This is a genomic window from Adonisia turfae CCMR0081, assembly GCF_011009555.1.
GTDB lineage: Bacteria > Cyanobacteriota > Cyanobacteriia > Phormidesmidales > Phormidesmidaceae > Leptothoe > Leptothoe turfae.
Window position 1 is genome coordinate 2,815,792 of the sequence record NZ_QXHD01000004.1, and the last position, 12,355, is coordinate 2,828,146.

Genomic DNA, 12,355 nt, shown 5'->3' on the forward strand with positions numbered 1-12,355 from the left:
TCCAAGGTCAATTCCCAATGCCCGACCAGCCAGACTAATTTGGGCGTTAGCAATTGCTGTGCTGACGTTTGTTTTACGTAATCACTTTTATCTCTCTACAGCAGTTTTTTGGGCATTGTTTGCATTAGCTCCGTTAACAATTATGCTTGACAAACTTTGGGAGTCTCCTCGATTTGAGTGGAAACAGTTTGGGAGAGTAGAGATATCGTCTGCAAAATAGACAAAAAATGCCTCAACAGAACTCTTCTAATTAGTTCAGAAACATCTACCAGCAAAAATTCCATCCCCTCTCGGGCTACAGGGTATACACATCTAGAAGCTAATGTCCCAAAAGGTAGGCTTGGCCTTGAATTGGCCCTCATCCTAAATCCTTCTCCCTGGGGGCGAAGGACTTTGAGGCTAGGCCCCCCTTCTCCCTTAGGGAGTAAGGGGTTGGGGGATGAGGGCTCGAGATTTGGAGCGACTCTCCGACTTATGTATACACGGTAGCCCTCAGGGAGTAAGGGGTTGGGGGATGTAGAGCTTTGCTCTTCTCGCAGAGTGGGTTCGAAATCTAGAGCTAGCTCTCCGACTTATGTATACACCGTAGCCCAGGAGGGGAGAGAGTTTCGGCTTCGCATTAAGGACTGCATTATCTCTCTATTTTCCGTTTTTAGTGAAGGAACCCTGTATGACTAGTTTGTTGCGCATAGCCATGATGGTAATGATTGCCATTGGCACATTCATCATCCATCCCCAACCTGCCCACGCCTTCTGTGGCTTTTATGTTGCCAAGGCCGATACTAGCCTTTACAACAAAACCTCTCAGGTCGCCATTGCCCGCGATGGGAACCACACTGTATTGACCATGGGTAACGACTATCAGGGTGAGGTAAGCGACTTTGCCCTGGTGGTGCCTGTGCCCACCATCATTACTGAAGACCAGGTGGACGTGGCCGAAAAAGTGGTGCTCGACCGCCTTGATGCCTTCAGTGCACCGCGTCTGGTGGAATATTTCGACAGTGATCCTTGCGAAATTATGTACCGTTTGGAAACCGAAGAATCACTGCGATTTGCCGATGATGCCCCCCCCTCGGCAGCCCCATCACCCCGATCGTCAGCAGCTTTAGGTGTCACCATTGAGGAACAATTTTCCGTTGGGGAATATGACATTTTAATTCTCAGTGCCCGTGAATCGGATGGACTAGAAACCTGGCTTAGACAAAATCAATATCAGCTACCCGACGGCGCTAGCCAGGTATTGGCCCCTTACATTCGTCAGGGGATGAAGTTCTTTGTGGCTAAGGTCAATTTGCAGGAGTTTGATAGCAGTGGATATCAATCTTTGAGACCGCTACAAATCAGCTATGATTCACCAAAATTTATGCTGCCGATACGGCTGGGCATGCTGAACGCCGATGGTGATCAGGATCTGCTGGTCTATCTTCTCTCACCAGAAGGACGTATTGAGCTGACGAACTATCGCACGGTGAATATTCCCACTGATGTTGACCTGCCTCTATTTGTGCAGAACGACTTTGGCAATGTTTATCCAGAGATGTTTCAGCGGCGCTATGAGCAGGAAAATAAAAATGTGGCGTTTCTTGAATATGCCTGGGATATGCGCAGCTGTGATCCATGCTCGGCTCCGGTATTGAATCTGTCTGAACTAGAGGCAGCCGGTGTCACCTGGCTCAGCCAAGGCGCGAACCAGCGACGTCCGTCTCCCAATATTGGCACTCCGCCAAGACCAGCAGCACCTTCTATATTTATTTCCCGGCTCCACGTGCGTTACAACCGCGATAAGTTTCCGGAAGATCTGATGTTTCAAACTACATCTAATCGGCAGTTTTTCCAGGGGCGCTATGTCACTCGCCATGCCTTTACCGGCAGCCTCGATTGCCCAGCTCGCCTACGGGAGGAGTACCCCAATGTCGAGGCTCGTCGTGAGTTGGAAGCATGGACCGGTGAAGACTACCGCAAAATTGTTGACGATGCCCAAGACCGTGGGCGGGCCTATGTACGTAACCTCATGGCTCGCTTTGAGCGGGAGTCCCAAAATTTAGCTCGCCTTACCGGTCGGGATATCCAAACGATTCGTCAGCGCATTAGCAACGAAGTCCCTCAACCAATACCATCCCCCTGGCTAATCCGATATCCCAAAAGTTAGCAAGGTGGACCATGCCCACAGCGACCAGCCGACAATGGCATGTATCGGTGGGCATGAATCGCTAGAATAGCTAGGACTTGGTTCTGGATAGTCCTATGTCCTTTCGTATGTTGCGCAAGTGGCTCTACTTGCTGATGAGCTTGGTGATGGTGGTTGCGATCGCAAGCTGCTCCATAGATAACTTCAAAGCCAGAGACATTGAATCATCACGGTTGGTTTATAGCATCCTCAGCGATCCCAAAACCTTTAACTACGCCCTTAACAGCGAACGCCCCAATATTTTTGGAATGACCTACAAAGGACTGATCGCCGAAAACTACGAAACTGGCGAAATTGAACCAGAACTCGCTGAGTCGTGGGAATTTTCCAACAATGGTCTTGCCCTGACCTATACCCTACGGGAAAACCTAAAATGGTCCGACGGCGAACCCCTCACCGTTGACGATGTCATTTTTACCTACAATGACGTTTTTCTAAATGACACCATTCCCACGCAAATTCGCGATGTCCTCCGCATTGGAGAAGAAGGCAAATTGCCCAAGGTGATCAAGCTGAACGAGCGCCAGGTTAAGTTTGAAGTACCTGAACCTTTTGCCCCTTTCTTACGAAACACTGGGGTCAGTATTCTGCCGAAGCACGCCCTGGCCAACTCCATCACCCAAACAGATGCCGAAGGCAACCCGTTATTTTTATCCACCTGGGGCACCAGCACAGCGCCCAATGAAATTGTCTGTAATGGACCTTATATGCTCAAGGCCTTTACTCCGGGTGAGCGCGTCGTCTTTGAGCGCAACCCCTACTATTGGCGCACAGATGACCAGGGTCAGCCTCAACCCTATTTGCAGGAAGTCATCTGGCAGGTAGTAGAGTCCCAGGATAGTGAATTCGTACAATTTCGCTCCGGCGGTTTAGATTTAACCGGCGTCAAACCCGATAACTTCTCATTGCTCAAGCGCGAGGAAGAGCGGGGTGATTTCACCATCTATAACGGTGGTCCGGCCCCCAGCAGCCTATTCATATCGTTCAACCTGAATAAAGGCTCCCGCGATGGTAAGCCGTTAGTCGATCCCGTCAAGTCCCGTTGGTTTAATGCCCTAGAATTTCGACAGGCTGTGGCCTACGCCATTGATCGACCGACGATGTTAAACAACATCTATCAGGGGCTGGGTGTTCTGCAAAATTCATCTATTTTTCCCCTAAGTCCTTATTCTGCAAGCCCTGAAGAAGATGGTGTTCGGGCCTATGACTATAACTTGGAAAAAGCTAAAGACCTGCTGCTATCCGCTGGGTTTCAATATGATGCCAACGGTCAACTACAGGATGCCGACGGTAACCAGGTGCGGTTTACCCTGATTACCAATGCTGGCAATAAGGTGCGCGAAGCCATCGGCGCTCAAATTAAACAGGATCTGAGCAAAATTGGCATAACTGTGGACTTTAACCCCGTCAGCTGGGGCTCCTTGGTGGAAAAGCTAGGGGATAGTCTTGATTGGGAATGCCACATGATTAGCTTGGTCGGTGGACTCGAACCCAATGGTGGCTCCAACGTATGGAACCCAGACGGTGGCCTGCATGCATTTAACCAAAAACCACTGCCAGGTCAAGACCCCATTGAAGGTCGTGAAGTGGCCGACTGGGAAGCAAGAATCGGTCAGCTCTATATCAAAGGAGCCCAGGAACTGGATGAAGCCAAACGCCGCGAAATCTATGTGGAAGCTCAGCGTATTGTTCAAGAGCAGCTGCCGTTTATCTACCTGATCAATCAGTACTCCATGGCAGCCATTCGCAACAAGGTCCAAAATGTGAAATACTCTCCCCTGGGAGCATTATGGAATATTTACGAACTGAGCCTAGCTGAACAGTAGTTTGTTACTAAATAGTCTTTTTTAATAAGGAATTGCAACGGAGCCTTAAAGGAATTGGAGGTTCTAAGGCCAGTCATTAAAACGCCAGGCATAATCGGCGTACATTAGACTTTTAATATAAAAGTTGCATTTTTAGATACCGTTTTGAAATTGAGTTAATACCCTTAAAGACTCCCCATGCATTAGTGAACCGATTGATAGGTTCATCATTTTCCAGCATATTTAGACTGGCGATTGTACGGCAGCGCCTTCTGAACAAACAAATTTCTTGTTTTAATCGACTCGCCGTTCCATCACCGTTGTTATAACTCTACCTATGGACGATATCGCGAAAGCCTATACCGTACTGGAGTTAGAGCCCGGTGCTTCACTCTCAGACGTAAACCAGGCTTACAAAGACCTGGTCTTTATCTGGCATCCTGATCGGATTCCAGCCGATAACACACGGCTACGCGATAAAGCCCAAGACAAACTCAAACGTCTTAATGACGCTCGTAGCCGTCTCAAACAGCATCTGCGTCACGGCACAACAACAGCCTCTAAATCCAACAATAAATACAACCCTGAACGTTACGGCAGCCACCGCTACCGTTCCTATAGCCAAACCCGGTATACCCATCCCTACAGTTCTAGCAACGGCAATGGGTCAACAAACGACACCGCCGCCGCCGGGTATGCCAACCATAGGAGCAATAGCGCTAGCGCAAGAAACGGTGGTCCATCTGCCCAAAATAGCAACCGACCCACGAATGGTTATAGGTCAGCCAGTAGCAACCGACCCACACATAATTCTAATGGCTCTAACTCTAACGGCTTTACAGCGCCCAAGCCGTCTACTACCAATCCAGCTTCATCCAATGGGTATAGCACAGCTGGTGGTTCTACCAACGGCTCCAACAGCTCGGCTAAAAGCCATGACTCCGCTAATGGTGCTGCGACCAATGGCGCTGCCGCGAGCAGTAGCAGCAGCAATGACCGCAGCAGCGCATCTAATAATGGGCGCAGTTCGCCTTACAGTTCGCCTTACAGTTCGGCCTATCGACCTACCAACGACAATAGCTACGCAGATTACATCTACCGAGCCCCTCAACCCACCTATTCGCCGCCTCAAAATTCACCGACCCGCAAGAAACCCGATACCGATTTGGAAGGGTCTGACTTTAAAGGGGCCAATCTTAAGGAAAAAGATTTCTCAGGTAGAAATCTCAGCAAGTCGAATTTAGAAGGGGCTGACCTTAGCGATACGTTTTTACATAAGGTCAACCTTAACCAGGCAAATTTACACAAAGCAAAACTTTTCCGCGCAAACTTACTACAAGCTAACCTCAGTCACGCCAACCTCCGAGAGGCCAACCTGATTGGGGCCGACCTCAGTGGGGCTGACCTCAGTGGGGCTGACCTCAGTGGAGCCATTATCGGCTATGGCGATAAAATCATGGTCAAACTGACAGCCGCCAGGTTAACGGGCACGATTATGCCCAACGGCAACATCCACGAGTAGGTAGCTTAGCCCCCTTACCAATCACTAGTTTGGGTCCATCGAGCTTCAATAAACTCCCATATAGCCTCACGATTGTCATAATTAGCAGTCACCTGTAGCCGCTCAAGCAAGGCCTTTTTTTGAACGTGAGTATCATTACCTGGCTCAATGGCAATGAGCGAGTCCACAATCTCCATGGCATTCTGCGTAGACCCAAGCGCCATCAACACATCACTCAGTAACACCAGTGATGGAACGTGACGAGAATTTTGTCGTCTAGCTTTTTGTAGCAATCTTTCCACTGAATGCAGCATGTCTTCACTGTCATGAATGCTGAGACTCACAACTCTGGTCCATCGCTTACGAGCGTCTAAATAAAGGTTATCTGCTGAACGATTGCCCCGATCAAATAGCATCATCATATTCACTCAAATTCCATAATCCTTCACACAGCAGCCAGACTGAAACGCATGCCATAGGAACCTGGCCTCTATGAACAACCAAAGCCCATGGAGATTCCTCGCATAACACAATCGCTATGCTGGGCGGGTTTTCTTGATAAACAGCATCCATAGCAAGAATGCCGTTTATCCCTAAAACATCCACCTACAGCAAACGCTTCAAATCATCTGTCTTATTACTCCAGACTGTCCTTAGCTAAGGACAGTTTCCTTTGAGAGAAATCCTTTACCGTTACTATAAATAGGCCAGATGCTAATAGAAACTCGTAAAGCTATGACGTTGTGGCTATCCTGAAAAGTCAGATAGTGCTAGCTTTCTAGGTTTACATCCTCTAAGTTTGTGACCTCCCACTTCAGAACCGAGGCATTTATACCTTGCTCTTGCTTACGCTTAGAATCTGCTTCAAACCAGGCGATAATCTGTGCTGTGGTTAGCTCGTCTACAGAAGTATCCATATCCTTAGCTATAAACGCCAACAGCTTTGCTGTCGAAAGCGTTAATCGAGTGAGAAACTTCTCTGGTGTCGTTAGCAGAGCTTTGTCTACCTCAGCAGATTCTTCGGGCGTTAAAAACTGAAGGGTTTGATCGAACATAAAATTCAAGGTAGTTAATTATCTTGCGCACTAATAATTTAGGGACGTTCCATGGAACGTCCCTGAATTTAAATAAACCCTATTTCTTTTGAATCTTATAGGCGCAGAGGTTCTCACCCCGTACTAGCCAATGTGTACGCTCAACCTGACAATCGGGTAGGGCTACGGCAAACATGGCTAACTCATAACCACAAACCGATGGATAGGACGCTGCCACCTGGGAAATAGCACAGTTATATTCGGCGACGATATAGGTGTTTTCGTCGTCGCCCTGATGTAGCTCCGCCATATAGCCTTCCGCCTGGCGAAGTTCTACCAGTTGTTCTACTCGTTCAGGTAATGATCCAGTACCGATGATTTCAAAGTAGTGCTGAGCCTTGCGCTGCCACTGCTGCTTCAAGATCACGCCCACCTGCTCAGAACCGACGGTGTCGGTCAATGTATCGAGTAGGGAAACTGCAAACTGATCGTACTGAGATGGAAACTGATCACGCCCTTTGGAACTGAGTTGATAGATATAGTTGGGACGTCCCATACCTGACTGCATTGCCTGGTGCTCAACTAGCTCCTCGGCTTGCAAATCTTTAAGGTGACGACGAATGGCTTGGGGGCTCACACTTAAATTTTCAGCTAGAGTCTGCGCTGTCGCTTGACCCGCCTTCATTAAAAACTGGAGTATATCGTCCTTTGTGGATGGCTGCACTGACTTCATGGCCTGAAGTTTCGATCGCAATATTACAGACTGTAAACAGTAAACCTGATCTGATCCCACTTTAGCAACATATATGTTGCTAAAGTCTGCTAACTCTATTACTCTTTAAAAAGAGTTAAGCAACCTATGTGTTGTTTAATTATAGAATCATCTGGTTGTCTCAGCATCCCCATTCACCCATGAGCATAAGTAAGCCGACCCAGGCCACAGAAAAAAACCTTGAGCTGATGCGGAATTTTGCCCAAAGCTATGCCAAACGCACTGGCACTTATTTTTGTGCTGACCTTGGTGTGACTTCCGTAGTGCTTGAGGGTTTGGCAAAGCATAAAGACGATTTTGGCTCTCCCCTGTGTCCCTGTCGCCACTATGAAGATAAGGAAGCCGAAGTCAAGAGCACCTATTGGAATTGTCCTTGTGTTCCCATGCAGGAACGCAGAGAATGCCATTGCATGCTGTTCTTAACGGAAGACAATGACTTCGCTGGTAAGGATCAGGAAATTTCCTTTGATCGTATTCGTACAGAGACGAATAAATATTAGACATTAGACAGCTATTGTGGTCTAAGGCCGATTTCTGTCACCCTGGTCATTCCACTTTAGTCCTGCCATTCCGACCCCGATAAACTTCCACATTTCGTTCAATCGCCCCTCCCAACCTTCTCGGTTAAACCATGAGCACTAGTAGCGTTCAATCCGTTGTTAGCCAACCTTACAAGTACGGATTTGTCACTGACGTAGAATCCGATGTCATCCCCCGTGGATTGAGTGAAGACATTATTCGTTTGATTTCAGAGAAAAAGAACGAGCCGGACTTCATGCTTGAGTTTCGACTCAAGGCCTACCGGCAGTGGCTAAAAATGACAGAGCCTACTTGGCCTAACGTCAATTACAAGCCCATCGACTATCAGGACATCATCTACTATTCAGCCCCCAAGCAAAGTGAAAAGCTGAAAAGTTTGGATGAGGTAGATCCAGAAATTCTGGCTACCTTTGAAAAGCTCGGCCTGCCTCTGTCAGAGCAGAAGCGCTTAACCAATGTGGCAGTTGATGCTGTCTTTGACAGCGTTTCTATCGCAACCACATTTAAAGAAGAACTGGCAGAGCACGGCATTATTTTCTGCTCTATATCTGAAGCTGTACAGGAGTACCCAGATTTAGTTAAGAAGTATTTAGGCAGCGTTGTACCGTCAGCCGATAACTACTTCACAGCCCTAAACTCAGCCGTTTTCAGTGATGGCTCCTTTGTTTACATCCCTGAAAACACTCAGTGTCCAATGGATTTGTCCACCTATTTCCGGATCAATAATGGAGATTCAGGTCAGTTTGAGCGCACACTGGTGATTGCGGACAAGGGCAGTTCCGTCACCTACTTAGAGGGCTGTACCGCCCCCATGTATGACAGCAATCAGCTACATGCGGCTGTGGTTGAGCTAGTTACCTTGGATGATGCCAAGATTAACTACTCCACAGTGCAGAACTGGTTTGCTGGTGATAAAGATGGCAAAGGTGGTATTTACAACTTTGTCACCAAGCGAGGCCTGTGCTCGGGTAAGAATTCTAAAATCTCCTGGACTCAGGTAGAAACCGGTTCAGCAATCACCTGGAAGTACCCCAGCTGTGTACTGGTGGGTGATAATTCTGTCGGTGAATTTTATTCGGTAGCGCTGACTAACAATATGCAGCAAGCCGATACGGGCACGAAGATGATCCATGTGGGTAAAAATACTCGCAGCACGATTATTTCTAAAGGAATCTCTGCGGGAAATTCCAAAAATAGCTATCGCGGTCTTGTCAAGGTAGGCCCCAAAGCTGAGAACGCCCGTAACTATTCTCAGTGTGATTCCATGCTGCTTGGCGATACCTCTAACGCCAATACCTATCCCTACATTCAAGTCCAGAACAACACTGGTCAGGTAGAGCATGAAGCCTCTACTTCGAAAATTGGTGAGGACCAGCTATTCTACTTTGCCCAGCGCGGCATTTCTCCTGAAGATGCGGTTTCTATGATCATCAGTGGCTTCTGCCGCGATGTGTTTAACAAACTACCCATGGAGTTTGCAGCTGAAGCTGATAAGCTACTGGCCCTTAAGTTGGAAAATTCTGTTGGCTAACGCCTGAATCTACACCGTCAGACGCACTTTCAATGATTAACTCAGACGCAAAAACAATTCTCTCTGTCAAAGATCTACGAGCCAGCATAGATGGAACTGAAATCCTGACAGGTGTAAACCTTGAAGTGAAAGCTGGTGAGGTCCACGCCATTATGGGTCTCAACGGTTCCGGTAAGAGTACGTTTTCTAAGGTGCTAGCCGGTCACCCCGACTATGAAGTTACGGGTGGCACCATTGAATTTTATGGTAAAGATCTCTCCGAGCTAGAACCCCATGAACGGGCCACAGCAGGTATTTTTCTAGCCTTTCAATATCCTCTGGAGATTCCGGGTGTCAGCAACCGTGAGTTCTTGCGGGTGGCCTACAATGCCCACCGTAAGGCCCGTGGGGAGGACGAGATTGATGTATTCGACTTTGATGATTTAATCGAAGAGAAAACTGAAATCGTCAAAATGGATGTGAGTTTTCTAGACCGTAGCGTTAATGAGGGCTTTTCTGGTGGTGAGAAAAAGCGGAATGAGATTCTGCAAATGGCACTGCTAGAACCTACGTTGGCCATTCTAGATGAGACCGATTCTGGTTTGGACATTGATGCTTTAAAGACTGTGGCAGAAGGCGTTAATAAGCTGGCCACACCGAACAGTGCTAACTTGGTGATTACCCACTACCAACGGTTGCTTAACTACATTGTGCCGGACTATGTCCATGTGATGTGCGGTGGGCAAATCATCAAAACCGGCAGCAGAGAACTGGCCCTAGCCCTTGAAGCTAAAGGCTATGAATGGCTCTTAGAAGAGCAGGTGGTGGCTTCATGAGTAAAGTAGCTACCGTAACCCAGCGCGATCGCTATCTAGGGGAACTCCTTGAGCAGGCGGCCCTCTCCGCTAAGCAGTCTCCCTTAGGGTTAGATACCTTACGAGCCGCCGCTCGTGCGCTCGTACAGGAACGCACATTTCCATCCAACCGCGATGAAGATTGGCGATTTACCGATCTGTCATCCATGTTGGAAATGTCTTTTCAGGCCCCAGGGGCTTTAAAAGATTCGGTGATTGCTGAGGCTAAACAGCAGTTGGCCAACATCAGCCTGGGGGATACAGCTCGCCTAGTGTTTGTTAATGGCATCTTTGCAGATAGTCTCTCTAACGTCGGTGACGGCACTAGCGTTCTAAGTCAGGCAGAAGCTACACCTGATGCGTTGGCTCAGATACAGGGAAGCAATGAAGTCTTTACGGCTTTGAATACAGCTGGCTTTACCGACGCTGCCGTACTCCACATCAAGAAAAACACAGCCATTGAGCAGCCGATTCAGATTGTTTATCTGACCATTGGTAATGGGTTGTTTGTACAGCCACGGTGTCTCGTAGTTGCGGAAGCAGGTAGCGCTGTCACGCTGGTAGAGGAGTTTCATGGCAGTGGCGCTAGCTTTACCAACAGCGTCAGTGAAGTGTGGGTTCATGATAATGCTGAGGTGACTCATCTGCGGTTACAGCAGGAGTCATCGGAGGCAGTCCACATTGGTAAAACAGCAGTTTCTCAAGCGCGGGATAGTCGTTATCGGAATACGGCATTCATTTTTGGGGCAGGCATTTCTCGCCATAACCTGGAGGTTTATCAAACAGGACCCCAAACTGAAACTGAACTCACTGGGTTAACGGCTGTTCGCGACAAACAATTGGCTGATACCCACAGTCTGATTGCCCTTAGCCACCCCCACGGCACTGCCAATCAGCTACAGAAAAACATTATGGACGATCGGGCCCATGGTGTATTCAATGGCAGGGTGTATGTGCCCCATCAGGCCCAGCTCACCAATGCATCACAGCTGAACCGTAATCTGCTACTGTCATCCAAGTCCCGAATAGACACTAAGCCAGAGCTTGATATTGTCGCTGATAACGTCAAGTGCGCCCACGGTGCAACTGTGAGCCAACTGGCACCGGATGAGATGTTTTATCTGCAAAGTCGGGGCATCAATCGTGACCAGGCCCAGCGGCTATTAATTTACGCCTTTGCAATGGAAATTATTGAGCCGATTACTGTGGCTCCCTTGCGAGAGCGCATGAATCAGTACATTCAGCAATGGACAGTGTAGGCAATGACTTTAACTATGGCTAAACCTCTCGCCGATGAAGTCCGGTCGGATTTTCCGATTTTGGACCAGACGGTGAATGGTAAGCCGCTCATCTACTTTGATAATGCGGCCACGTCACAAAAGCCTAAGGTCGTTCTTAATGCCCTTGTGGATTATTACCACCAGGACAATGCCAATGTTCATCGTGGTGTACACACCCTCAGCGCTCGGGCAACGGCGGCCTATGAAGGTACCCGTGACAAGGTAGCAGCCTTTATAAATGCATCCAGTCGCGATGAGATTGTCTTTACCCGCAATGCCAGTGAAGCCATTAACCTGGTGGCCTATGCCTGGGGCTTGAGTAACCTCAAGGCAGGCGATGAGGTGATTCTGTCGGTGATGGAGCATCACAGCAATCTGGTGCCCTGGCAGCTGGTGGCTGAACGGACGGGTGCTGTGCTCAAGCATGTACAGCTGACGGATGCTCAAGAGTTCGATTTTGAGCATTTCAAAGGGCTGCTTTGCGATCGCACCCGCCTAGTGGCCATTAACCACATCTCCAACACCCTTGGCTGTATTAACCCAGTTGAAGACGTCATCAAGCTAGCCCATGGCCAAGGTGCCAAGGTACTGATCGACGCCTGCCAAAGCGTGCCCCACATGCCAGTAGATGTGCAATCCCTTGACTGTGACTGGCTAGTCGCCTCAGGTCACAAAATGTGTGGTCCCACGGGTGCCGGTTTCCTCTACGGCAAACTAGATATTCTCAATGCAATGCCCCCCTTTCTGGGCGGTGGTGAAATGATTCAGGATGTTTACCTGGATCATTCCACCTATGCTGAACTGCCCCACAAATTTGAAGCAGGTACGCCCGCCATTGCTGGGGTGATCATGTTAGGGGCAGCGGTCGACT

Annotated in this window: 11 protein-coding genes and 1 pseudogene; 9 read left to right on the forward strand and 3 right to left on the reverse strand. The window is 48.5% G+C overall.

Going from position 1 to position 12,355, the window contains the following annotated elements; all coding sequences use genetic code 11:
- From DXZ20_RS16390 to DXZ20_RS16405, 4 genes and pseudogenes are all read left to right on the forward strand, one after another.
- Window positions 1–220 (forward strand): annotated as a pseudogene (locus tag DXZ20_RS16390) (Na+-transporting NADH:ubiquinone oxidoreductase, subunit NqrB); the annotation flags it as partial.
- A 450-nt stretch (window positions 221–670) separates the two neighbouring features.
- Window positions 671–2,149 carry a DUF2330 domain-containing protein gene (locus tag DXZ20_RS16395; protein WP_163699305.1) on the forward strand — a complete coding sequence of 493 codons (1,479 nt, stop codon included), beginning with the start codon at window positions 671–673 and terminating at the stop codon, window positions 2,147–2,149.
- Window positions 2,150–2,244: 95 nt separating this feature from the next.
- Window positions 2,245–4,014, forward strand: coding sequence for an ABC transporter substrate-binding protein (locus tag DXZ20_RS16400; protein WP_163699307.1), 1,770 nt, complete (start codon window positions 2,245–2,247; stop codon window positions 4,012–4,014).
- 316 nt (window positions 4,015–4,330) lie between these two features.
- Entirely contained in the window at window positions 4,331–5,515 is a 1,185-nt protein-coding gene (locus DXZ20_RS16405; protein WP_250565792.1) for a pentapeptide repeat-containing protein, read from the forward strand.
- A gap of 14 nt (window positions 5,516–5,529) precedes the next feature.
- Here DXZ20_RS16405 and DXZ20_RS16410 read toward each other — a convergent pair whose 3' ends face one another.
- From DXZ20_RS16410 to sufR, 3 genes are all read right to left on the reverse strand, one after another.
- Window positions 5,530–5,916, reverse strand: coding sequence for a tetratricopeptide repeat protein (locus DXZ20_RS16410; protein WP_163670315.1), 387 nt, complete (start codon window positions 5,914–5,916; stop codon window positions 5,530–5,532).
- Between the two features lie 348 nt (window positions 5,917–6,264).
- Window positions 6,265–6,549, reverse strand: coding sequence for a hypothetical protein (locus tag DXZ20_RS16415; protein ID WP_163699309.1), 285 nt, complete (start codon window positions 6,547–6,549; stop codon window positions 6,265–6,267).
- 79 nt (window positions 6,550–6,628) lie between these two features.
- Window positions 6,629–7,261 carry an iron-sulfur cluster biosynthesis transcriptional regulator SufR gene (gene sufR, locus DXZ20_RS16420; protein ID WP_006515512.1) on the reverse strand — a complete coding sequence of 211 codons (633 nt, stop codon included), beginning with the start codon at window positions 7,259–7,261 and terminating at the stop codon, window positions 6,629–6,631.
- 179 nt (window positions 7,262–7,440) lie between these two features.
- Here sufR and DXZ20_RS16425 point away from each other — a divergent pair, with 179 nt between their 5' ends.
- From DXZ20_RS16425 to DXZ20_RS16445, 5 genes are all read left to right on the forward strand, one after another.
- Complete coding sequence (locus tag DXZ20_RS16425) at window positions 7,441–7,800, forward strand: ferredoxin-thioredoxin reductase catalytic domain-containing protein (protein WP_163670311.1); 360 nt, start codon at window positions 7,441–7,443, stop codon at window positions 7,798–7,800.
- A 131-nt stretch (window positions 7,801–7,931) separates the two neighbouring features.
- Window positions 7,932–9,371: a Fe-S cluster assembly protein SufB gene (gene sufB / locus DXZ20_RS16430; RefSeq protein WP_163670309.1), complete on the forward strand. Its 1,440-nt coding sequence runs from the start codon at window positions 7,932–7,934 to the stop codon at window positions 9,369–9,371.
- Between the two features lie 32 nt (window positions 9,372–9,403).
- Window positions 9,404–10,186: a Fe-S cluster assembly ATPase SufC gene (gene sufC, locus DXZ20_RS16435; RefSeq protein ID WP_163670307.1), complete on the forward strand. Its 783-nt coding sequence runs from the start codon at window positions 9,404–9,406 to the stop codon at window positions 10,184–10,186.
- Complete coding sequence (gene sufD / locus DXZ20_RS16440) at window positions 10,183–11,463, forward strand: Fe-S cluster assembly protein SufD (protein ID WP_163699311.1); 1,281 nt, start codon at window positions 10,183–10,185, stop codon at window positions 11,461–11,463. The genes sufC and sufD overlap by 4 nt, the downstream gene beginning before the upstream one ends.
- 3 nt (window positions 11,464–11,466) lie before the next feature.
- The coding region (locus DXZ20_RS16445) for an aminotransferase class V-fold PLP-dependent enzyme (protein WP_163703515.1) at window positions 11,467–12,355 on the forward strand (889 nt) is incomplete at its 3' end.

Coding starts and splice junctions, on each gene's coding strand:
- DXZ20_RS16395 (WP_163699305.1), top strand. CDS start 671: ATGACTAGTTTGTTGCGCATAGCCATGATGGTAATGATTGCCATTGGC.
- DXZ20_RS16400 (WP_163699307.1), top strand. CDS start 2,245: ATGTCCTTTCGTATGTTGCGCAAGTGGCTCTACTTGCTGATGAGCTTG.
- DXZ20_RS16405 (WP_250565792.1), top strand. CDS start 4,331: ATGGACGATATCGCGAAAGCCTATACCGTACTGGAGTTAGAGCCCGGT.
- DXZ20_RS16410 (WP_163670315.1), bottom strand. CDS start 5,916: ATGATGATGCTATTTGATCGGGGCAATCGTTCAGCAGATAACCTTTAT.
- DXZ20_RS16415 (WP_163699309.1), bottom strand. CDS start 6,549: ATGTTCGATCAAACCCTTCAGTTTTTAACGCCCGAAGAATCTGCTGAG.
- sufR (WP_006515512.1), bottom strand. CDS start 7,261: ATGAAGTCAGTGCAGCCATCCACAAAGGACGATATACTCCAGTTTTTA.
- DXZ20_RS16425 (WP_163670311.1), top strand. CDS start 7,441: ATGAGCATAAGTAAGCCGACCCAGGCCACAGAAAAAAACCTTGAGCTG.
- sufB (WP_163670309.1), top strand. CDS start 7,932: ATGAGCACTAGTAGCGTTCAATCCGTTGTTAGCCAACCTTACAAGTAC.
- sufC (WP_163670307.1), top strand. CDS start 9,404: ATGATTAACTCAGACGCAAAAACAATTCTCTCTGTCAAAGATCTACGA.
- sufD (WP_163699311.1), top strand. CDS start 10,183: ATGAGTAAAGTAGCTACCGTAACCCAGCGCGATCGCTATCTAGGGGAA.